Source organism: Pseudomonas ulcerans (assembly GCF_036324125.1).
Taxonomy (GTDB): Bacteria; Pseudomonadota; Gammaproteobacteria; order Pseudomonadales; family Pseudomonadaceae; genus Aquipseudomonas; species Aquipseudomonas ulcerans.
Window position 1 is genome coordinate 15,609 of record NZ_JAZDQN010000006.1, and the last position, 20,223, is coordinate 35,831.

At 64.4% G+C, this 20,223-nt stretch carries 16 protein-coding genes and 1 pseudogene; 13 read left to right on the forward strand and 4 right to left on the reverse strand.

The genetic code is table 11. From position 1 onward, the window contains the following. Positions 1-8: 8 nt before the first annotated feature. On the reverse strand, positions 9-749 hold the full coding sequence (locus V0R59_RS07445) for a hypothetical protein (RefSeq protein WP_330077757.1): 741 nt from the start codon (positions 747-749) through the stop codon (positions 9-11). 344 nt (positions 750-1,093) lie between these two features. Between V0R59_RS07445 and V0R59_RS07450 the strand changes: the two genes are divergently transcribed. The 8 genes from V0R59_RS07450 (at position 1,094) to V0R59_RS07485 (ending at position 11,308) form a co-directional block, all read left to right on the forward strand. Continuing rightward, positions 1,094-2,071, forward strand: coding sequence for a dipeptidase (locus V0R59_RS07450; RefSeq protein WP_016497618.1), 978 nt, complete (start codon positions 1,094-1,096; stop codon positions 2,069-2,071). A gap of 76 nt (positions 2,072-2,147) precedes the next feature. Then, the gene (locus V0R59_RS07455; protein ID WP_024776567.1) at positions 2,148-2,678 is read left to right on the forward strand and encodes a DUF5943 domain-containing protein; all 531 of its coding nucleotides are present in this window, start codon (positions 2,148-2,150) and stop codon (positions 2,676-2,678) included. 17 nt (positions 2,679-2,695) lie between these two features. Continuing rightward, positions 2,696-4,756 carry a dimethylglycine demethylation protein DgcA gene (dgcA, locus tag V0R59_RS07460; protein WP_330077756.1) on the forward strand — a complete coding sequence of 687 codons (2,061 nt, stop codon included), beginning with the start codon at positions 2,696-2,698 and terminating at the stop codon, positions 4,754-4,756. A 140-nt stretch (positions 4,757-4,896) separates the two neighbouring features. Next, entirely contained in the window at positions 4,897-6,843 is a 1,947-nt protein-coding gene (dgcB, locus tag V0R59_RS07465; RefSeq protein ID WP_330077755.1) for a dimethylglycine demethylation protein DgcB, read from the forward strand. Next, on the forward strand, positions 6,843-8,066 hold the full coding sequence (etfA, locus tag V0R59_RS07470) for an electron transfer flavoprotein subunit alpha (RefSeq protein WP_330077754.1): 1,224 nt from the start codon (positions 6,843-6,845) through the stop codon (positions 8,064-8,066). Before dgcB ends, etfA begins: the two co-directional genes overlap by 1 nt. 15 nt (positions 8,067-8,081) lie before the next feature. Then, positions 8,082-8,852 carry an electron transfer flavoprotein subunit beta gene (gene etfB / locus V0R59_RS07475; protein WP_330077753.1) on the forward strand — a complete coding sequence of 257 codons (771 nt, stop codon included), beginning with the start codon at positions 8,082-8,084 and terminating at the stop codon, positions 8,850-8,852. A 687-nt stretch (positions 8,853-9,539) separates the two neighbouring features. Continuing rightward, the gene (locus V0R59_RS07480) at positions 9,540-10,439 is read left to right on the forward strand and encodes an RHS repeat-associated core domain-containing protein (RefSeq protein WP_330077752.1); all 900 of its coding nucleotides are present in this window, start codon (positions 9,540-9,542) and stop codon (positions 10,437-10,439) included. Between the two features lie 50 nt (positions 10,440-10,489). Then, on the forward strand, positions 10,490-11,308 hold the full coding sequence (locus tag V0R59_RS07485) for an RHS repeat-associated core domain-containing protein (protein ID WP_330077751.1): 819 nt from the start codon (positions 10,490-10,492) through the stop codon (positions 11,306-11,308). Positions 11,309-11,368: 60 nt separating this feature from the next. Here the strand turns inward: V0R59_RS07485 and gbcA are convergent, their stop codons facing one another. Then, entirely contained in the window at positions 11,369-12,658 is a 1,290-nt protein-coding gene (gene gbcA / locus V0R59_RS07490; RefSeq protein WP_330077750.1) for a glycine-betaine demethylase subunit GbcA, read from the reverse strand. 282 nt (positions 12,659-12,940) lie between these two features. Here gbcA and gbcB point away from each other — a divergent pair, with 282 nt between their 5' ends. Further along, positions 12,941-14,044, forward strand: coding sequence for a glycine-betaine demethylase subunit GbcB (gene gbcB / locus V0R59_RS07495; protein WP_330077749.1), 1,104 nt, complete (start codon positions 12,941-12,943; stop codon positions 14,042-14,044). Positions 14,045-14,047: 3 nt separating this feature from the next. On the opposite strand, the gene V0R59_RS07500 is transcribed toward gbcB, so the two are convergent. After that, positions 14,048-14,974 carry a hypothetical protein gene (locus V0R59_RS07500; RefSeq protein ID WP_330077748.1) on the reverse strand — a complete coding sequence of 309 codons (927 nt, stop codon included), beginning with the start codon at positions 14,972-14,974 and terminating at the stop codon, positions 14,048-14,050. 549 nt (positions 14,975-15,523) lie between these two features. Next, on the reverse strand, positions 15,524-17,149 hold the full coding sequence (locus V0R59_RS07505) for a methyl-accepting chemotaxis protein (RefSeq protein ID WP_330077747.1): 1,626 nt from the start codon (positions 17,147-17,149) through the stop codon (positions 15,524-15,526). 269 nt (positions 17,150-17,418) lie between these two features. Between V0R59_RS07505 and V0R59_RS07510 the strand changes: the two genes are divergently transcribed. The 4 genes and pseudogenes from V0R59_RS07510 (at position 17,419) to V0R59_RS31850 (ending at position 20,060) form a co-directional block, all read left to right on the forward strand. Next, entirely contained in the window at positions 17,419-17,646 is a 228-nt protein-coding gene (locus V0R59_RS07510) for a hypothetical protein (protein ID WP_330077746.1), read from the forward strand. Beyond that, positions 17,643-17,945, forward strand: coding sequence for a cell division protein ZapA (locus V0R59_RS07515; RefSeq protein ID WP_330077745.1), 303 nt, complete (start codon positions 17,643-17,645; stop codon positions 17,943-17,945). Before V0R59_RS07510 ends, V0R59_RS07515 begins: the two co-directional genes overlap by 4 nt. 222 nt (positions 17,946-18,167) lie before the next feature. Then, positions 18,168-19,193 (forward strand): annotated as a pseudogene (locus V0R59_RS31845) (cache domain-containing protein); the annotation flags it as partial. 138 nt (positions 19,194-19,331) lie between these two features. After that, entirely contained in the window at positions 19,332-20,060 is a 729-nt protein-coding gene (locus V0R59_RS31850; RefSeq protein ID WP_408005212.1) for a methyl-accepting chemotaxis protein, read from the forward strand. The last annotated feature ends 163 nt before the right edge of the window (positions 20,061-20,223 follow it).

Genomic DNA, 20,223 nt, shown 5'->3' on the forward strand with positions numbered 1-20,223 from the left:
GCCCGGGATCATAGGCTCAGGTTGGTCACGAACTGGTTGGCGTTGTGTCCCAGTTTTTCGATCACCGCCTCGCGCACCTGGCTGTAGACCTGGGTGTTGAGCACCGAGGTCTGGGCGGCGCGGTAGATGATCACGTCGTTCTTCTGGAAGGTGAAGAACAGGATGTGATCGTTGCTGGCGTTGCGAATCAGTTGCACGCAGCTAAGCAGCATGGTGACGTCGCCGTCGGCGTTCTGGGTGCACGGCATGACCTGGAAGGTGCCGACGTTATGCTTGTTGCTGCGGCTGAGGAACAGGTCCAGCAACCGTGGCTGCTTGCGCAGCGAGTCGAAGGTCTGCCGGGTGATGGAGGTGAAGCTGGCGCCGCCGACCACGTGTTCCATGATGTCCAGCACCACGTCGTCCATGGTGAAGGCCTGCTGATGCGGCGTGTAGCGTTCCATCTCCTGGCGCGACAGGGTCCAGCCCAGCTTGCCCAGGCCCTCGGTGTAGAAGGTGAACCATTCTTCCCGTTGCGAGCCCTTGTCGAAGCGTTTGCTGGCCGCCAGTTGCATCAGCAGGGTGCTGTTGAGGACATCCTCGCGGGCCTGCTGGCCCAGGCCGGCAACGAAGGACACGATGCTTTCGCCGACGAGCGCTGCGCTGGCGCTGGTGCCGGCGACTGGCGCTCCGCCCGGCGGGCTGCGCAGGATCGGGTGGCCGATTGCGGGCAGTTCCAGGCTGGCGATGAATTCGAGTGTGTCGTTCATGGGGGTGACTCCTGTCGTGGGGGAAGGCGACGACACTAGCGAGTCTCCCGGCGAACGGCAGGCGGACAGCCTTCCTTGCCTTGCGGCACGGGACCTGTGGGAGCGGGTTTACCCGCGATAGCGCCAGCACTGACAACGCCGTTGCCTGACCGGACGCCATCGCGGGTAACCCGCTCCCACAGGGGCGGCGGCGCGCTCCCGACGGCCCTTTGTCGCCCTTTGACGCTTTCGGCAATTCCCCTGTCGTTTTTGCATCGGGGCGACATTCACCCGAGGCATATGCTGACCCCCAATAGCGCCGGCAGACGATTCGGCGCGGGAATGCCAAAAAAGGGGACTGCCTGATGAGCCCAGCCGAATTACACGCCGACAGTATCGTTATCGACGGTCTGATCATCGCCAAATGGAACCGCGAACTGTTCGAGGACATGCGCAAGGGCGGCCTGACCGCGGCCAACTGCACCGTGTCGGTCTGGGAAGGCTTCAAGGCCACCGTCGACCAGATCGCCGCCAGCCAGAAGCTGATCCGCGACAACAGCGACCTGGTGATGCCGGTGCGTACCACCGCCGATATCCGCAAGGCCAAGGAACTGGGCAAGACCGGCATCCTCTTCGGCTTCCAGAACGCCCATGCGTTCGAAGACCAGATCGCCTACGTGGACGTGTTCAAGCAGCTCGGCGTGGGCATCGTGCAGATGTGCTACAACACCCAGAACCTGGTGGGTACCGGCTGCTACGAGCGTGATGGCGGGCTGTCCGGCTTCGGTCGCGAGATCGTCGCCGAGATGAACCGCGTCGGCATCATGTGCGACCTGTCGCACGTGGGCTCCAAGACTTCCGAGGAAGTCATCCTCGAATCGAAGAAGCCGGTCTGCTACTCCCACTGCCTGCCTTCGGGCCTCAAGGAACACCCGCGCAACAAGTCCGACGAAGAGCTGAAGTTCATCGCCGACCACGGCGGCTTCGTCGGCGTGACCATGTTCGCGCCGTTCCTGGCCAAGGGCATCGACTCCACCATCGACGACTACGCCGAAGCCATCGAGTACACGATGAACATCGTCGGCGAAGACGCCATCGGCATCGGTACCGACTTCACCCAGGGCCATGGCCAGGACTTCTTCGAGTACCTGACCCACGACAAGGGCTATGCCCGTCGCCTGACCAACTTCGGCAAGATCATCAACCCGCTGGGCATCCGCACCGTGGGCGAGTTCCCCAACCTCACCGAGACCCTGCTCAAGCGCGGCCATTCCGAGCGCGTGGTACGCAAGATCATGGGCGAAAACTGGGTGAACGTTCTCAAGGATGTCTGGGGCGAGTAAGCCTCCGAAGCCTCTCTTTCCAACCCCCGCATCAGGGCGGGGGCAGCCAAACAAAAATTTCTGGAGTTGAGTTTCCATGGCCAAGATCGCCCCGCAATTGCCAATCGAAGTCGACAGCGAGACCGGTGTCTGGACCAGCGACGCCCTGCCGATGCTCTACGTACCGCGGCATTTCTTCGTCAACAACCACATGGGCATCGAGGAAGTGCTGGGCGCCGACGCCTACGCCGAGATCCTCTACAAGGCCGGCTACAAGTCCGCCTGGCACTGGTGCGAGAAGGAAGCCGAATGCCACGGCCTGGAAGGCGTGGCGGTGTTCGAACACTACATGAAGCGCCTGTCCCAGCGCGGCTGGGGCCTGTTCAAGATCCAGGACATCGACCTCGACAAGGGCACCTGCAGCGTCAAGCTTGAGCACTCGGCGTTCGTCTACGTCTACGGCAAGGTCGGGCGCAAGGTCGACTACATGTTCACCGGCTGGTTCGCCGGCGCCATGGACCAGATCCTCGCCGCCCGCGGCAGCAGCATCCGTACCGTCGCCGAACAGGTTTACGGCGGTTCCGAAGAAGGCCACGACGACGGCCTGTTCATCGTCAAGCCGTTGTAAGTCGAGGAGCCCGCGCCATGGCGTTCGAAGCTATGTTCCAGCCGATCCAGATCGGCAAACTGACCATCCGCAACCGCGTGCTGAGTACCGCGCACGCCGAGGTCTATGCCACCGACGGCGGCATGACCACCGAGCGCTATGTGAAGTACTACGAAGAGAAGGCCAAGGGCGGCATCGGCCTGGCCATCTGCGGCGGTTCCTCCGTGGTCGCCATCGACAGCCCGCAGCAGTGGTGGTCGTCGGTGAACCTGTCCACCGACCGCATCATCCCGCACTTCCAGAACCTCGCCGACGCCATGCACAAGCATGGCGCCAAGATCATGATCCAGATTACCCACATGGGCCGGCGCTCGCGCTGGGACGGCTTCCACTGGCCGACCCTGATGTCGCCGTCGGGCATCCGCGAACCGGTGCACCGCGCCACCTGCAAGACCATCGAGCCGGAAGAGATCTGGCGGGTGATCGGCAACTACGCGCAGGCGGCTCGCCGGGCGAAAGAGGGTGGTCTGGACGGCGTGGAACTGTCGGCCGTGCACCAGCACATGATCGACCAGTTCTGGAGCCCGCGGGTCAACAAGCGCACCGACGAATGGGGCGGTACCTTCGAGGGCCGCATGAAGTTCGGCCTCGAAGTGCTCAAGGCGGTGCGCGCCGAGGTCGGCCCGGATTTCTGCGTCGGCATGCGTATCTGCGGTGACGAATTCCACCCCGATGGCCTCAGCCACGAGGACATGAAGGAAATCGCCAAGTACTACGATGCCACCGGCATGGTCGATTTCTTCGGCGTGATCGGCTCGGGTTGCGACACCCACAACACCCTGGCCAACGTCATCCCCAACATGAGTTATCCACCGGAGCCGTTCCTGCACCTGGCCGCCGGTATCAAGGAAGTGGTCAAGGCGCCGGTGCTGCACGCGCAGAACATCAAGGATCCGAACCAGGCCACGCGCATCCTTGAAGGCGGCTACGTGGACATGGTCGGCATGACCCGCGCGCACATCGCCGACCCGCACCTGATCGCCAAGATCAAGATGGGCCAGGTCGACCAGATCAAGCAGTGCGTCGGTGCCAACTACTGCATCGACCGCCAGTACCAGGGCCTGGACGTACTGTGCATCCAGAACGCCGCGACCTCCCGTGAATACATGGGCGTGCCGCATATCATCGAGAAATCCACCGGGGCGAAACGCAAGGTGGTGATCGTCGGTGCCGGCCCGGCCGGCATGGAAGCGGCGCGGGTCGCCGCCGAACGTGGCCACGACGTGACCCTGTTCGAGAAGAAGGACCAGATCGGCGGGCAGATCACCATCGCCGCCAAGGCGCCGCAGCGCGACCAGATCGCCGGTATCACCCGCTGGTACCAGCTGGAGCTGGCGCGCCTGAAGGTGGACCTGCGCCTGGGCACCGCCGCCGACGCCGACACCATCATGGACCTGCGTCCGGACATCGTCGTGCTGGCAGTGGGCGGGCACCCGTTCATGGAGCAGAACGAGCACTGGGGCGCCGCCGAAGGGCTGGTGGTCAGTAGCTGGGACGTGCTCGACGGCAAGGTCGCGCCGGGCAAGAACGTGCTGGTATACGACACCATCTGCGAGTTCACCGGCATGTCGGTGGCCGACTTCATCGCCGACAAGGGCAGCCAGGTGGAGATCGTCACCGACGACATCAAGCCGGGCGTGGCCATCGGTGGCACGTCGTTCCCGACCTACTACCGCAGCATGTACCCCAAGGAAGTGATCATGACCGGCGACCTGATGCTGGAAAAGGTCTACCGCGAGGGCGACAAGCTGGTGGCGGTGCTGGAGAACGAATACACCGGGGCCAAGGAAGAACGGGTGGTCGACCAGGTGGTGATCGAGAACGGCGTGCGGCCGGACGAAGCGCTGTACTACGCGCTCAAGGATGGTTCGCGCAACAAGGGCCAGATCGACGTCGAGGCGCTGTTCGCCATCCAGCCGCAGCCGATCCTCGGCCAGGCCGGCGAGGGCTACCTGCTGTATCGCATCGGCGACTGCGTGGCGCAGCGCAACACCCATGCGGCGATCTACGACGCCTTGCGCCTGTGCAAGGACTTCTGATCGGACCTTGATCGAGAGAGCGGCGCGGCCCTTGTAGGAGCGGGTTTACCCGCGATTGCTGTAGTGGATGCACCATCGCAATCGCGGGTAAACCCGCTCCTGCAGGGTCCGCGCCAACTCAAACCCAGTGGGAGCTTCCCATGCTGAACCTTATCCTCCCCATCCTGCTCTTCACCGCCCTCGGCCTGGCCGTGCTCGGCGCGGTGCGGCGCGTGCGCATGTGGCGCCAGGGCCGGCCGTCGCCGGTCAACCTGCTGGCCGGCCTGCTGGCCATGCCGCGGCGTTACCTGGTCGACCTCCACCACGTGGTGGAACGCGACAAGTACATGTCCAAGACCCACGTGGCCACCGCCGGTGGCTTCGTGCTCTCGGCCGTGCTGGCCATCGTGGTCCACGGCTTCGGCCTGCGCAGCCAGATCCTCGGCTACGCCCTCCTGGCCGCCACCGTGCTGATGTTCTGCGGTGCGATCTTCGTCTTCAAGCGTCGCCTGGATCCGCCGTCGCGCCTGTCGAAAGGCCCGTGGATGCGCCTGCCGAAAAGCCTGCTGGTGTTCTCCACCACCTTCTTCATCGCCACCCTGCCGGTGGCCGGCATCCTCCCCGAAGGCTTCGGTGGCTGGTTCATCGTCGGCCTGCTGGGCCTGGGCGTGGTCTGGGGCGTGTCCGAGCTGTTCCTCGGCATGACCTGGGGCGGACCGATGAAACACGCCTTCGCCGGTGCCTTGCACCTGGCCTGGCACCGCCGTGCCGAACGCTTCGGCGGCGGCCGCTCCACCGGCCTCAAGCCGCTGGACCTGGAAGACCCGTCCGCACCGCTGGGCGTGGAAAAACCCAAGGACTTCACCTGGAACCAGTTGCTCGGCTTCGATGCCTGCGTGCAGTGCGGCAAGTGCGAAGCCATGTGCCCGGCCTTCGCCGCGGGCCAGCCGCTGAACCCGAAGAAGCTCATTCAGGACATGGTCATCGGCCTGGCTGGCGGCACCGATGCGCAGTTCGCCGGCAGCCCGTATCCGGGCAAGCCGATCGGCGAGCACGGCGGCCATCCGCACCAGCCGATCGTCAACGGCCTGGTGGACGCCGAAACCCTGTGGTCGTGCACCACCTGCCGCGCCTGCGTCGAGGAGTGCCCGATGATGATCGAGCACGTCGATGCCATCGTCGACATGCGTCGCCACCTGACCCTGGAAAAGGGCGCCACGCCGAACAAGGGCGCGGAAGTCCTCGACAACCTGATCGCCACCGACAACCCCGGCGGCTTCAACCCCGGCGGGCGGATGAACTGGGCCGCCGACCTGAACCTGAAAGTGCTGTCGGAGGTGAAGTCCACCGAAGTGCTGTTCTGGGTTGGCGACGGTGCCTTCGACATGCGCAACCAGCGCACCCTGCGCTCCTTCGTCAAGGTGCTGAAAGCCTCCGGCGTCGACTTCGCCGTGCTCGGCCTGGAAGAGCGCGACAGCGGCGACGTCGCCCGGCGCCTGGGTGACGAAGCCACCTTCCAGACCCTGGCCAAGCGCAATATCCAGACCCTGGGCAAGTACCGCTTCCAGCGCATCGTCACCTGCGACCCGCACAGCTTCCATGTGCTGAAGAACGAATACGGCGCCTTCGGCGGCGAGTACCTGGTGCAGCACCACAGTACCTACATCGCCGAGCTGCTGGACGCCGGCAAGCTGAGCCTCGACGCGCACAAGGGCGGCAGCGTGACCTACCACGATCCGTGCTACCTCGGTCGCTACAACGGCGAGTACGAGGCGCCGCGCCAGGTGCTGCGCGCCCTCGGCATCGAGGTCAAGGAAATGGAACGCTCGGGCTTCCGCTCACGCTGCTGTGGCGGCGGCGGCGGCGCGCCGATCACCGATATCCCCGGCAAGCAGCGTATCCCCGACATGCGCATGGAGGACATCCGCGAGACCGGCGCCGAAGTGGTGGCGGTAGGTTGTCCACAGTGCACGGCGATGCTCGAAGGCGTGGTCGAACCGCGTCCGCTGATCAAGGACCTGGCCGAACTGGTGGCCGACGCCCTGCTGGAAACCCCGGCGCCGAGCAAACCGGCCGTGAGCAAACGTGAACCCGCGGAGGTGCACTGATGAGCGACATTATCCGCCGCGACCCGCGCGCCGAGTGGATCGCGCGTAACCGCCTGCACCCGCTGCATGCGGCCATGCAGGTGCAGCAGGACAGCTGGATGGGGCCCAACGGCGTCATCCGCAAGAACCCCCATGCCGTGGGCTTCATCGGCCCGAACGGGATCAAGCGCATCGACCGCAGCGGCGCCCAGCAAGGCGGCAGCAGCGGCAAGCGCAGCGCGGCGGCCGAGGTGCAGTTGCCGCTGCACCAGGTCACGGCGCCGGCGTTCTACATCGCCGTGGTTCCGGACATGGTCGGCGGCCGCCTGAGCAGCCACGACCGCGACCTGCTCGGCCTGGCCCACAGCCTCGCCGGCAGCGACGGTGCGGTGCTGGCCGTGGTGTTCGGCGAGCACAAGGAAAGCAACTTCGCCGGCAACGGCGTCGATCGCCTGTTGGTGATCGAAGGCGAGCAGTTCGAGGGTTATGCACCGGAGCAACGGGTGCAGGGGCTGCGGGCTGTGGATAACCAGTTTTCCCCACGCCACTGGCTGCTGCCGGACAGCCGCACCGGTGGCGGCGAACTGGGCCGGCGCTTCGCTGCGGCCCTGGGCGAACGCCCGGCGACGCGGGTCTGGCAGGTCAAGGACGGCATCAGCAGTGGCCGCGCCGGTGCCGGCCAGCAGGACCTGGTGCGCAACCTGCCGCGGCTGATCCTGGCCGCCGCCGAGTGTGCCGACCCGGTCAGCGAAACCCGTCACGAAGCCCTGCCGGTGGAGTTGTCCACAGGCGTTGCGCGCAGCCTGTCGCGGATCGGGGACCTCGGCCCGGTGGCCGTGGACCCGGCCGCCATCGCCATGGCCGAAGCCGAGTTCATCGTCTCCGGCGGCAACGGGGTCAAGGACTGGGAACTGTTCCACCGCGCCACCGCAGCCCTCGGCGCCACCGAAGGCGCCTCGCGGGTGGCGGTGGACGACGGCTTCATGCCGCGCAACCGCCAGGTCGGCGCCACCGGTACCTGGGTCACCGCGCGGGTCTATGTGGCGGTGGGCATTTCCGGGGCGATCCAGCACCTGCAGGGCATCGGTGCCTGCGACAAGGTGGTGGCGATCAACATGGACCCGGGCTGCGACATGATCAAGCGCGCCGACCTTTCGGTGATCGGCGACAGCGCGGCGATCCTGCAGGCGCTGATCGAGGCTGTGGACAACTTCCGCAATGGCGCCAGGCGCGATGCGGCATAAGGGCAGGGGACAAGCATGAACACGAAGGTCATCAGCCTGGTATCGGTCGGCGCCCACCCCACCTCGGGGCGCAGCCGCCGCGCCGAACAGGACGCCCGCGCGGTAGAACTGGGCCTGCAGCTGGCCGGCGAACAACTGCAGGTGCTGCATGCCGGCGACCCGCACGAGGAAGCCCTGCGCGGCTACCTCGGCATGGGCCTGGCCCAGCTCGACGTGCTGGAACAACCCGCCGGCGCCGATGTGCTCGGCGTGCTCGGCGACTACCTGCGCGAGGCCGGGGCGCAGCTGGTACTCACCGGCAGCCAGGCGGAAACCGGGGAGGGCTCGGGCATGTTGCCGTTCCTGCTGGCCGAACGCCTGGGCTGGCCGCTGGTGGTGGGCCTGGCCGAGGTGGAATCCATCGACAACGGCACGGCCCAGGTGCTCCAGGCGCTGCCCCGCGGGCAACGGCGCCGGCTCAAGGTGCGCCTGCCGTTCCTCGCCTCTGTGGATAACGCCGCGCCGAAGCCACGGCAGAGCGCGTTCGGCCCGGCCCGCCGTGGCGTGCTGGCGGCCCGCGAGGTCGAGATCGTCGACGACGAACTGTTCGCCAGCGCCGAGCTGTTGCCCGCCAAGCCTCGTCCCAAGCGCCTCAAGGTGATCAAGGCGAAGAGCGGTGCAGACCGCATGAAGGCAGCCACCGCCAAGGCCAGCGGTGGTGGCGGCCAGGTGCTCAAGGATGTCAGTCCACAGGCGGGCGCCGAGGCGATTCTCAAGCTGTTGATGGAAGAGGGCGTGTTGCGCTGAGGGTTTTGCACAAAGTCTGTTGGCGGTTCTGTGGATAAAATGTTTGCCACCCTCTGGAAGCCTTGCTCTGCAAGGCTTTCGTGCATTTGATCGAAATTTGTCCAGTGTTGGCATCGGTAGTTTTGCGCTTGCGTCAGAGAATATACGGCCCAGTTGCCCACAATCTCTGTTTGCGGCTTTGTGGATAAACTGTTTGGTTGTTTGTTAAATCTATATAAAACAACTAGTTATGAGTTTTGTGCAAAAAACGATCAGATGCACTTTATTTTCTTTTCCGAGATCAGGAAAGCCCGGTAATTCGCTGGTTTAACGTGCTTATCCACACCACGGAAACGAGCCTGAAAAGTTTCGCACAAAGTCTGTTGGCCCCTTTGTGGATAAGGTGTTCGCCAACATCCATGAGCCTTGAATTCAAAGGGCTACAGAGCTTTGATTAAAAAACGATCAACGCTCGGCGCAGCGAAGACCATTGAGCTGCGGCGGTTTTCCACAACGGTTTCCCACAGTAGCTGTGGGCCCGGCTGTGGATAAAGTGTTTGCGAAGCCGTCCGCAGTCAATGAATACGGGGATATCCAGGGGTTGAGCAAAAAACGTACAGCTACACCGGGCTACCTGATAAATCTGCCAGTAGTGGAGTCCTGGGACGGGGGGTAAGGTGACCGGAGTACTTTTCCCGTGAGGTCCACATGGCCACATCGCTCGCTGATCGGACTGCTCGACACGCGTCAGGTACTGCCAGTGTCGCGTTCAATGGCCAGCTGCTCGAACCCTCGGGCTGCTACCTCCCGGGCAATGGTTATCGGGCCTACAACCCCGCGCTGATGCGCTTCCACAGCCCGGATCACTGGAGCCCCTTCGATCGGGGCGGCTTGAATGCCTATGCCTATTGCTCAGGAGATCCGGTCAACCGGGTCGACCCCAGCGGGCGCTGGGAGGAGCACGTCATGCCCATGCTGGCGTTAGTGCTTAACGTCGGGTTGTTCGGTGTCGCTGCCCTGGGGATCGGTAGTTCGGCGCCGGCCATGCAGAGGGGCCCCGCGCTACACGCGACCTACGTGGGTGCTGCCGGTGCCATGGTGGGCGCCTATGGGGCCGTCGAACAACTGCTAGGCAACCCGGAAGCCAAGTACATCATGTGGGTAGGTACCGCGATCTCGTCGGTTGCTGCCTGGTGGCGCGTCGGGCTCGCCTGGAAGGGAACCCGGAATGAGCGTTTCAACCAGCAAAGACTGAGAGCCCAGCACGGGATGCATGGTCCTGCGGCCGAAACCCGGTACGTCGCGCCGACTTCCCAGCCTGGGAGCCCAATCCAGAGCCGCGCGACTTCTTCATCGCCGGTGCCTTCCCCGGCGAGTTCGGTTGCGCGCTCGCAGCAGATGTCTTCCCGCTCGAACACGGTTTCACCGAAGTCCGCCTTGCCTGGGCACATGACGAAGGCACGGTCGGATTCGATGGCGAGCATAAAATCGACCACGTCGGCCAGCAGCCAGCAATCGGTGATGCCGGAACTGCCGACGATTGCCGGGAATATCCGTCAGCCCCCGCGTCGCGACAGCATGCTTTACACGATGGCGAAGCTGTCATGAACCGGCGCTCGTCAGTCCCTGCTCCCTGTGCCGCCGCAGTGTCACTACGCATGCCTTCATCGAGCCTCGGCTTCAATGGCCAACTGCGAGAGCCCCCACAGGACTGGTACCACCTGGGCCATGGCCGCAGGGTCTACAGCCCGCTGCTGATGCGCTTCCATTGTCCCGACGACCTCAGCCCCTTCGGCGCGGGCGGCTTGAACGCCTATGCCTACTGCCAGGGCGATCCGCTCAATTTCACTGATCCGACAGGCCGCAGCGGCGAAGGCCTCCATGAGATGACGTACGTGCTGCATGCGTTGGTGCAGATAGTCGGCGTGGCAACGCTGCTGATGCCCCACTGGCTGGCTCGGGGTGCTCCAGGAGGCAGGCGGGCCCGATTTGTCGACATGAAACCGGACATGGCAACGCCGATTGGCGGGCTCAACGCCTACGCCACCGGAGCCGGGATGCTGGGTTCGGTGATCGGCATCGCCGCGACTGCGGTCAGCGCCAAGGATCCGCAGAGTGAGGCGCTGAGCGGCCTGATGTATGCCGCCATGACCGTCAGCCTCGGCGTTCTGCTGGTGAAGGGCGCGGCGTTTGCTGCGCCCAAGAATGTCCCGTCCGGCCAGCCCCGGAAATGGGCCGAGTTCCTCCATGGCAAGCGGGCTGTTCGCGATGCCACGATGACTCCGCCCCGGGTGCCGGAAAGTTTCCGGATGGGGCCAGCGACAAGGCAACTGGACCGCGCGCCGAGTCTGCAGATGCAAGAGATTCGCTCGCCAAAGAGTCATGCCCTGCGTCCGCCGTCGCCACGGCCCGGGACATCCCGGCAAATACTACCGCCGCCGAAGATACGGGTGACCACTCCTGAGATTTGGCTCTGAACCGACATGCGCAAATGCCGGAACCCAGCGCTTGGGCTGGGTTCCGGCACCGATCACCGATTACTGCGCCGAAACATCCTTCAGATAAGGCGCCGGCTCTGCCCCCAGGTTGTTCAGCACCCGCTGGCTGTACCAGTCGATGAAGTTGACCACGCCGAACTCGTAGGTCTTGGAATAAGGCCCTGGCTGGTAGGCGGTGGAGTTGATGCCGCGCTGGTTTTCCTCGGCCAGGCGACGGTCCTGGTCGTTGGTGGCGTCCCACACTTCGCGCATGCGCTGCGGGTCGTAGTCGACGCCTTCGACGGCATCCTTGCGCACCAGCCACTTGGTGGTGACCTTGGTTTCCTGGGCGCTGATCGGCCACACGGTGAAGACGATCATGTGGTCGCCCATGCAGTGGTTCCACGAGTGCGGCAGGTGCAGGATGCGCATCGAGCCGAGGTCGGGGTTCTGGATGCGACCCATCAGCTTGGCGCAGGCCTGCTTGCCGTCCATGGTCATGGACACGGTGCCCTTGAGCAGCGGCATGCGCACGATGCGGTTACGCAGGCCGTGGCTCTTGTGCAGGTACGGGATCTTCTCGGCGTCCCAGGCGGCGGCGGAGGCGGCCACGTGGTCCTTGAACGACTGGGTGGCACGCGGGTCGTTGGTGTCGTCCCACTCCAGCAGGGTGTTGAGCAGTTCCGGGTGCGAACCGCTGCAGTGGTAGCACTCGCGGTTGTTCTCCAGCACCAGCTTCCAGTTGGCCTTTTCCATCAGGGTGGTCTGCACCGCGACCTTGGCGTTCTCCATGTCGTACGGTTCCATGTAGTGCGCCAGGGTGGCGAGGAACTCGTCGATGGCCGGCGGGTTCTGCGCCAGGCTGATGAAGATGTAGCCGCCGGCGACCTTCACGTGCACCGGTTTCAGGCCGTACTGCTTCATGTCGAAGTCGGCGCCCATTTCGGTGCCGGCGAACAGCAGGCGGCCGTCCAGCTCGTAGGTCCACTGGTGGTACGGGCAGACCAGCTTGGCCACCTTGCCCTTGTCGCTGGTGCACAGGCGCGAGCCGCGGTGGCGGCAGACGTTGTGGAAGGCATGCACCTGGCCCTCGGCACCACGCACCACCATGATCGGGTTCTTGCCGATCTCCAGGGTGAGGAAGTTGCCCTTGGCCGGGATCTCGCAGGTCATGCCGGCGATCAGCCATTCCTTGTGGAAGATTTCTTCCATGTCGATCTGGAACAGGCGCTCGTCGGTGTAGAACGGCTGCGGCAGGGAGAAGGTGCGCTCGCGGTTCTGCAGCATCTCGGCGGTGGCCTTGCGTGCGGGTTCCAGCGGGTCGCCCAGGCTCAGGGTAGTGGTGTCCATCGTATGTTTCCTCATGGCCTCTGGCGGCCGGCGAAAGTGGCTAATCGTTGTTATGCGACGCAAGGCATTTCTGCAGGATCATTTGCGACGGAGTGTGCGATTGCCGGCGACGCGAACCATATCCATGGGCGACATGGTCGAATCCGTTTCCGACGCGCCAGCCCTTGCCGTCAGGGGCTGGTCGCGATAAGCACGCCGATGTCGTGAATGGGTAAGTGAGGCGGTCGTTCCCCGAGCATTATCGTGACCATCAAGCCGCCGTTGGCCGTGGAGCGAATAACAATGTCCAATACCTTTCTGAATCCGGTAACCACCCAGACCTGGGCCAACGGTCGCCATATCGTCCGCTGCGTGAAGGTCATCCAGGAAACCTGGGACGTGCGCACCTTCTGCTTCATGGCCGACCAGCCGATCATGTTCTTCTTCAAGCCGGGCCAGTTCGTCACCCTGGAGCTGGAGATCGAAGGCCAGCCGGTGATGCGCTCGTACACCATCTCCAGCTCGCCGTCGGTGCCCTACAGCTTCTCGGTGACCATCAAGCGCGTGCCGGGCGGCAAGGTCTCCAACTACCTGCACGACACCCTGCACGAAGGCCAGGAGCTGGCCGTGCACGGGCCGGTGGGGCTGTTCAACGCCATGGATTTCCCCAGCTCGAAAGTGCTGTACCTCAGCGGCGGCGTCGGCATCACCCCGGTGATGTCCATGGCCCGCTGGTTCTACGACACCAACGGCAATGTCGACATGGTCTTCGTGCACAGCGCGCGTTCGCCCAAGGACATCATCTATCACCGCGAGCTGGAGCACATGGCGTCGCGGATTCCCAACTTCAGCCTGCACATCATCTGCGAGAAGCACGGCCTGGGCGAACCCTGGGCCGGCTATCGCGGCTACCTGAACCACAAGCTGCTGGAGCTGATGGCGCCGGACTTCATGGAGCGCGAGATCTTCTGCTGCGGCCCGACGCCGTACATGACCGCGGTCAAGCGCCTGCTGGAAGCGGCTGGCTACGACATGCGCCGCTATCACGAGGAGTCGTTCGGCGCCACGCCACCGGAAGCCAAGGCCGATGCCGTGGAGCATGCCGAGCAGGCGGCGGAAGCGGCCGAGGAAATCACCGTTGGCGACATGCACCTGGTGGAGTTCACCGCTACGGGCAAGAGCAGCCGCATCGCTCCCGGCGAGACGGTGCATGCCGCCGCGGCGAAGGTCGGCCTGATGATTCCCAAGGCCTGCGGCATGGGCATCTGCGGCACCTGCAAGGTGCTCAAGCTGGGCGGCGAGGTGGAGATGGAGCACAACGGCGGGATCACCGACGAAGACGTCGCCGAAGGCTACATCCTCTCCTGCTGCAGCGTGCCGAAGGGGGACGTGCGTATCGAGTACTGAGGTTCAGCGCAGCAGGTCGAGCAGCAGGGTGTCGATGCGCTCGACCGGCAGGCCGCCGAAGTACAGCGCCAGTACGGCAATGACAAAGCCCGCGAGCAATAGCCCGCGGGCTTTGTCGTTTCTGCCGCACCGGGCAACGGCGCAGCCATTCAGGGCCATGGCGCCGACCAGGGGCAGGGCGCCGAGCAGCACCGCCAGCGTGCCCAGGCCCGGGTAGAAACGCTCGCCGACCAGGCGCAGGCTGACCACCGCGTCGACCGCCGGCACCGCTGACGCGAGCAGGGCGCCCAGGCTCATCAGCCACAGGGCGGATGCCAGCAGTCCGGCATAGAGCGTGGCCGGGCGCTGGCTGCTGGCGAGCGGGGTGAAGCTCGCCTGCCACAGGGCGGCGGCGGCGAGCTGGGTGGCGAAGCCCGCGCCGGAGAAGTGCAACTGGCGTTGCGCGGTGTCTGCCTCCAGCAGCAACACCGCACCGAGGCTGAGTAGGGCGAAGACGATGATCAGCAAGGGTGCCAGCAAGCCCTGCAGACGCCTCGACAAGGCTTGTCCCTGCAGGGCGATGGCGGCGGCGGCGAGCAGCGCCAGCAGTTGCCAGTTGAGCACCTGTCCCGGCAGTTGGTGCACTGCGATCCGCGCCAGGGCATCGAGGTACAGCAGCGGCAACAGCAGGCATAGCGGCAGCAGGAGTTTCCGCTGCCGCGCGGGCAGGAAGGCGGGGGCGAGGCTGCCAAGCAGTACGCCCGCCAGGATCGCCAGCGTGCTGTGCCAGAAGCCCAGCCCGAGTGATGGACCGATGAAGCCGATGGCCAGGGTGACGGGGAGGCAGTTGCTGGTGAACCAGAACAGGAAGGTCTGACGGCTGTGGCTGTCGATTGCGCTCGATGTGGTGTCGGAGGAATCCAGGGGCAGGCTGGCGGGGGCCTTGTTCATCGGGGCGGTCCGGCGTTGGCGGGTGGGTAGAACGCCGAGAGGTTAGGGAGTGCTTGAGGGGGATGGGCGGGAAAAGTGCTTCAAATCGTGCGCAGGGAAGCAGGGGATTTTCGCGGAGTCTGGCGGTTTCGGCGGGGAATTGGCTGGTTTTGTAGGAATGGGTTTTCAGGGTGGGTTTTGCGGGGTTTGAGTGGTGTAGGCGGGCCTGGCAGGTTTAGCCAGGTACTGAAATTTTCCTACGCGCTCTGTCGAGTATCACGGTCCCTGTAGCATCGGTATCTACACATCTTGGATGTGCCGCAACGCGGTCAGTGTGGGAGCGGATTCATCCGCGATCTGCGGCGAAGCCGTCGTAAAACCTGAGTGCTGGGTTTGTCTGATACACCGAAGACGCAGGTTTTATGGCCGCTTCGCGGCCAATCGCGGATGAATCCGCTCCCACAGGATTGCGGCTATCCGCCTATTTGTGTGCGACAGGAGATGTGTAGATGCTCATGCCCCTGTGGGGGCTGGCCCCACAGGGTTTCGTGATGCTTTTTCGGTTGCGGATCAGACCCGGAACCGCGCCACCAGCCCGTTCAGGTCCACCGCCAGGCGCGACAGCTCGGCGCTGGCCGCGCTGGTCTGGTGCGCACCGGTCGCCGACTGCACCGACAGGTCGTTGATGTTCACCAGGTTGCGGTCCACTTCACGGGCCACCTGGGCCTGTTCCTCGGCCGCGCTGGCGATCACCAGGTTGCGCTCGTTGATCTGTGCCACCGCGCCGGTGATGGTATCCAGCGCGCTGCCGGCACCCCGGGCGATATTCAGGGTCGATTCGGCGCGCTCGGTGCTGTTGCGCATCGAGCTGACCGCCTGCTCGGTTCCGCCCTGGATACTGCTGACCATGCGTTCGATTTCCGCCGTGGACTGCTGGGTACGGTGCGCCAGCGCCCGCACTTCATCGGCCACCACCGCAAAGCCGCGACCGGCTTCACCGGCCCGGGCCGCCTCGATGGCGGCGTTGAGGGCCAGCAGGTTGGTCTGGTCGGCCAGGCCGCGGATCACGTCCAGCACCTTGCCGATATCGCGGGACTGCTCGGCCAGGTTGCCGACCAGCACCGAGGTGCTCTGCACGTCGTTGCTCATGCGCTCGATGGCGCTGACGGTCTCCAGCACCAGGTCGCGGCCGTCGGTGGCGGAGCGGGTGGCTTCCGCCGAGGCCTCGGAGGTGCTCACCGCATTGCGGGCCACTTCCTCGACCGCGCTGGTCATCTCGGTGACCGCAGTGGCCGCCTGCTCGATTTCGTTGTTCTGCTGCTGCAGGCCGCGGGCGCTTTCCTCGGTGACGCTGTTCAGCTCCTCGGCGGCCGAGGCCAGCTGGGTGGCGGAACCAGAGATCTGCTGCAGGGTGTCGCGCAGTTGCTCCTGCATCTTGGCGATCGCCTGTTGCAGGCGCGCGGCTTCGTCACTGCCCTCGGGGCGGATGCTGTGGGTCAGGTTGCCCACGGCGATCTGCTCGGCCACGGCCAGCACTTCGTCGATCGGCTTGACGATGCTGCGGGTCAGGACAATGGCGCAAAGGAAGGTCAGCACCGTGGCGGCCACCAGCAGGACGATGACCAGGGTGAAGGCGCTGTCGTAGTCGTTCGCCGCGGCCTGGTTGATGTCGCGGGTCTGCTCGGTGTTGATCTTCACCAGCTTGTCCATGGCGGTGGTGATCTGCTCCATGCTCTGCAGCAGGTCGCGGTTGATCATCTCGCGGATCGCCGGCAGGTCGTTGGCCTGGGACAGCTGGACCATGCGCGCTTCCAGCTGGCGGTACTGGCCGAGCACCTGGACGAACTGGTTGTACACCGCGTGTTCTTCATTGCTGGCGATCAGCGGCTCGTAGACCTTGCGCGCCGCGTCGATCTGCGCGTTGCGCTCGTTGAGCTGGCTGTAGCTGTTCTGCACCACGTCCGCTTCGCGGTTGATCATCAGGCGGTAGGACAAGGTGCGCAGGCGCAAGGTCAGCAGGTTGATCTGGTCGAGGGCCTTGATGCTCGGCACGGTGACCTGCTCGATGTCTTCGCCGGCCTGGCGGATCTTGCTCATCTGGGTCAGGGCGAAGACGCCCAGGGCCAGCATCAGCGCGCCAATCAGGGCAAACCCCAGCAGCGCACGCGGGGCAATGTTCATGTTGCGTAGGGACATGGGTCGGATCCAAATCGTGGGGGACGCGATCCATGCGCCAGGAGAGAGTCTGCTCTCATGACTATCGGTATTGGCCGGGCGGACTTGAGGTTTGTCCGACAAAAATCATCACCTTTTCGCCCTCTTGCCGACCAAATGCAGGAACCGGATGACCCATATCAGGTCAATCTGCACCAACGCGGGGCTCTGGCCCCGATATCTCTGGCGGCTCAGTCACGTTTTCTTTATCGTGTGCGCCCCCTCATCACCCCCCTCCGAGAGAAGTCATCATGCTCGATACCACCCTGAGTCAACTGGAACAACTGGTCGGCGAACTGCTGCAGAAGAATCAGCAACTGGCCGAGCGAAACGGTCAACTGGAAGGCGAACTGGCCCAGGCCAAGGACGAAAACGAAAGCCTGCAACTGAACCTGATGGAGCAGGAAGAAAAGTACGGCGCCACCAACGCGCGCATCCAGGCGCTGATTGAACGTGCCAGCGGTACCGTCGGCGCATGAACGAGTCCGCGCAGACGATCAATGTCGTCTCGATCATGGGCAATGACTACTCGATCAAGGCCCCGGCCGGCCAGGAGAAGGTACTTGCCGAGGCCGTGCAGATGCTCAAGGCATCCCTGGCCGACACCAAGCGCAGTTACCCCTCGCTGATCGGCGACAAGTTGCTGGTCCTCGCGGCGCTGAACCTGTGTTCCCGGCAGATCGCCCTGCAACAGACGCATCAGCAAACCCTCGACCGTTATCAAGAGCAAGTCAGCGCCACGGTCGAAGCCATCTCCCAGGCGATCGATAACGCCTGACCCCTGTCGTGGGAGCCACCGTCCGCGGCTCCCACCGCCATCCGTCGTTTTGCATCCACTGTTGGCCCCACTTTTGCGGTGAATCCTGACCGATAGGTCTGGAAAAATCGTATACCTCTGTTGTATACAATTGGCCTGTCGTTTGCAGTACAGGTCTTATTTCTCAGAGGAAAACCCATGCAGTTCTGGCGGCGCAGTATCCAGTGGCAATTGATTGCAAGCATGGGCGCAGCCCTGCTGGTGAGCATCCTGATCGTGGTCGGTATCTATACCGTGGCGGTCAATCGCCTCACCGAGCGTTACCTGGTGAACACGGCGCTGCCGGCCAGCATTGAGGCGATTCGTAACGACATCGAGCGCATGCTCACCCGGCCGCTGACCGCCGCCGCCGACATCGCCCGCAACCCCATGCTGCGCGACTGGCTGGCCGCCGGCGAAGACCCGGCCCAGGCCCCGGCCATCGTCGAATACCTGGAAGCCATGCGCGATCAGAACAAGGCCTTTACCTCGGTCTACGCCTCGACCCTGAGCAACCACTACTACAACGAGAAAGGCCTGGATCGCACCCTGAGCCGCAGCAACCCTGTGGACAAGTGGTTCTACGGCTTCGTCGACAGTGGCGATGCACGCATGCTCAACATCGATACCGACACCAGCACCGGCGAGCTGGCGCTGTTCATCGACTACCGGGTGGAGAAGGACGGCAAGCTGGTCGGTGTCGGCGGCCTTGGCCTGCGCATGGCCGAGATGTCCGAGCTGATCCACAACTTCAGTTTTGGCGAGCGCGGGCGGGTGATGCTGGTGCGCAACGATGGCCTGATCCAGGTCCATCCGCAGACCGAGCACGGCGGCAAGCGCCAGTTGGCCGAGCAGATCGGCGATGCGGCGGCGCAGAGCATCCTGCTCAACCACGACGGTTTCGAAAGCGTGCGCTTCGAGCGCGACGGCGAGACCTGGCTGGCCCTCAGCCTGCCGCTGCGCGACGTGAAGTGGCGCCTGGTGGCCGAAGTGCCGGAAGCGCAGATCTACGCCCAGGTGAGGGACACCGTATGGCTGACCAGCCTGACCGGCGCCGCCGTGGGCCTGATTTCCCTGTTGCTGGTGGTGCTGCTGGCGCGGGGCATCGTGCGCCCATTGCGCCAGGTGACAGCGGCCCTCGGCGCCATCGGCGACGGTGGTGGCGACCTCAGCCACCGCCTCGACGAGAGCCGCCGCGACGAGCTGGGTGATCTGGCCCGCGGCTTCAACCGCTTCCTCGACGGGCAGCGCCGCTTGATCGGCGAAGTCCTGCGCACCAGCCAGCAGTTGGGCAAGGAAGTGGAGCAGGTGATCCGCGTGGTGGTGAGCACCGCCGAGCGCTCCGGCAAGCAGCAGGAAATGACCGAGATGGTCGCCACTGCGGTGCATGAAATGGGGCTGACCGTGCAGGATATCGCGCGCAACGCCGGCGAAGCGGCGCAGGCTTCGCAGAGTGCGCGGGACGAGGCGCTGGAGGCGCGCCAGGTGGTGCAGCGCTCGATCGCGCATATTGAAGGCATGTCCGGCGAGATCGGTACGGCGGCGGAGGCGGTCAGCCAGTTGGCGCAGGAAGTGGCCTCGATCGACCAGGTGCTGGCGGTGATCCGCAGTATTTCCGAACAGACCAACCTGCTGGCGCTGAACGCGGCGATCGAAGCGGCGCGGGCCGGGGAGATGGGGCGTGGCTTTGCCGTGGTGGCGGATGAAGTGCGGACCCTGGCGCAGCGCACCCAGGTGTCGACCGGCGAGATCCAGCAGATGATCCAGCGCCTGAAGCAGGGCACCGGGACGGCGGTGGACTCGATGCATGCGGGGCAGTCGGCGACGGGGACGGGTGTGGAGTCGAGTCAGCTGACCGGCGAATCCCTGACCACCATCACCGGCCAGGTGGAGCGCATCAGCGACATGAACCTGCAGGTGGCGACGGCGACCGAAGAGCAATCGGCGGTGACCGAGGAGATCAACCGCAATGTCCAGGGCATTTCCGACCTGGCCCGGCAGACGGCGGCGGAAGTGGAGGGGTGCAGGAAGGATTGCGAGGCGTTGCAGCGGCTGGCGGATGATTTGTCGCGGCAGATGGGTGGGTTCCGGCTGTAGATTTTTATTGGCTCCATCGCGGACCCTGTGGGAGCGGGTTCACCCGCGATTGCTATGGTGAACTCACTACAGTAATCGCGGGTAAACCCGCTCCCACAGGTTACGCGCCGCTCTCTCAATCTCTGCTCTCTCTACATCACTGAAAATGTGTAGATACCCATGC

Coding starts and splice junctions, on each gene's coding strand:
- V0R59_RS07445 (WP_330077757.1), bottom strand. CDS start 749: ATGAACGACACACTCGAATTCATCGCCAGCCTGGAACTGCCCGCAATC.
- V0R59_RS07450 (WP_016497618.1), top strand. CDS start 1,094: ATGAGCCCAGCCGAATTACACGCCGACAGTATCGTTATCGACGGTCTG.
- V0R59_RS07455 (WP_024776567.1), top strand. CDS start 2,148: ATGGCCAAGATCGCCCCGCAATTGCCAATCGAAGTCGACAGCGAGACC.
- dgcA (WP_330077756.1), top strand. CDS start 2,696: ATGGCGTTCGAAGCTATGTTCCAGCCGATCCAGATCGGCAAACTGACC.
- dgcB (WP_330077755.1), top strand. CDS start 4,897: ATGCTGAACCTTATCCTCCCCATCCTGCTCTTCACCGCCCTCGGCCTG.
- etfA (WP_330077754.1), top strand. CDS start 6,843: ATGAGCGACATTATCCGCCGCGACCCGCGCGCCGAGTGGATCGCGCGT.
- etfB (WP_330077753.1), top strand. CDS start 8,082: ATGAACACGAAGGTCATCAGCCTGGTATCGGTCGGCGCCCACCCCACC.
- V0R59_RS07480 (WP_330077752.1), top strand. CDS start 9,540: ATGGCCACATCGCTCGCTGATCGGACTGCTCGACACGCGTCAGGTACT.
- V0R59_RS07485 (WP_330077751.1), top strand. CDS start 10,490: ATGCCTTCATCGAGCCTCGGCTTCAATGGCCAACTGCGAGAGCCCCCA.
- gbcA (WP_330077750.1), bottom strand. CDS start 12,658: ATGGACACCACTACCCTGAGCCTGGGCGACCCGCTGGAACCCGCACGC.
- gbcB (WP_330077749.1), top strand. CDS start 12,941: ATGTCCAATACCTTTCTGAATCCGGTAACCACCCAGACCTGGGCCAAC.
- V0R59_RS07500 (WP_330077748.1), bottom strand. CDS start 14,974: ATGAACAAGGCCCCCGCCAGCCTGCCCCTGGATTCCTCCGACACCACA.
- V0R59_RS07505 (WP_330077747.1), bottom strand. CDS start 17,149: ATGTCCCTACGCAACATGAACATTGCCCCGCGTGCGCTGCTGGGGTTT.
- V0R59_RS07510 (WP_330077746.1), top strand. CDS start 17,419: ATGCTCGATACCACCCTGAGTCAACTGGAACAACTGGTCGGCGAACTG.
- V0R59_RS07515 (WP_330077745.1), top strand. CDS start 17,643: ATGAACGAGTCCGCGCAGACGATCAATGTCGTCTCGATCATGGGCAAT.
- V0R59_RS31850 (WP_408005212.1), top strand. CDS start 19,332: ATGGTCGCCACTGCGGTGCATGAAATGGGGCTGACCGTGCAGGATATC.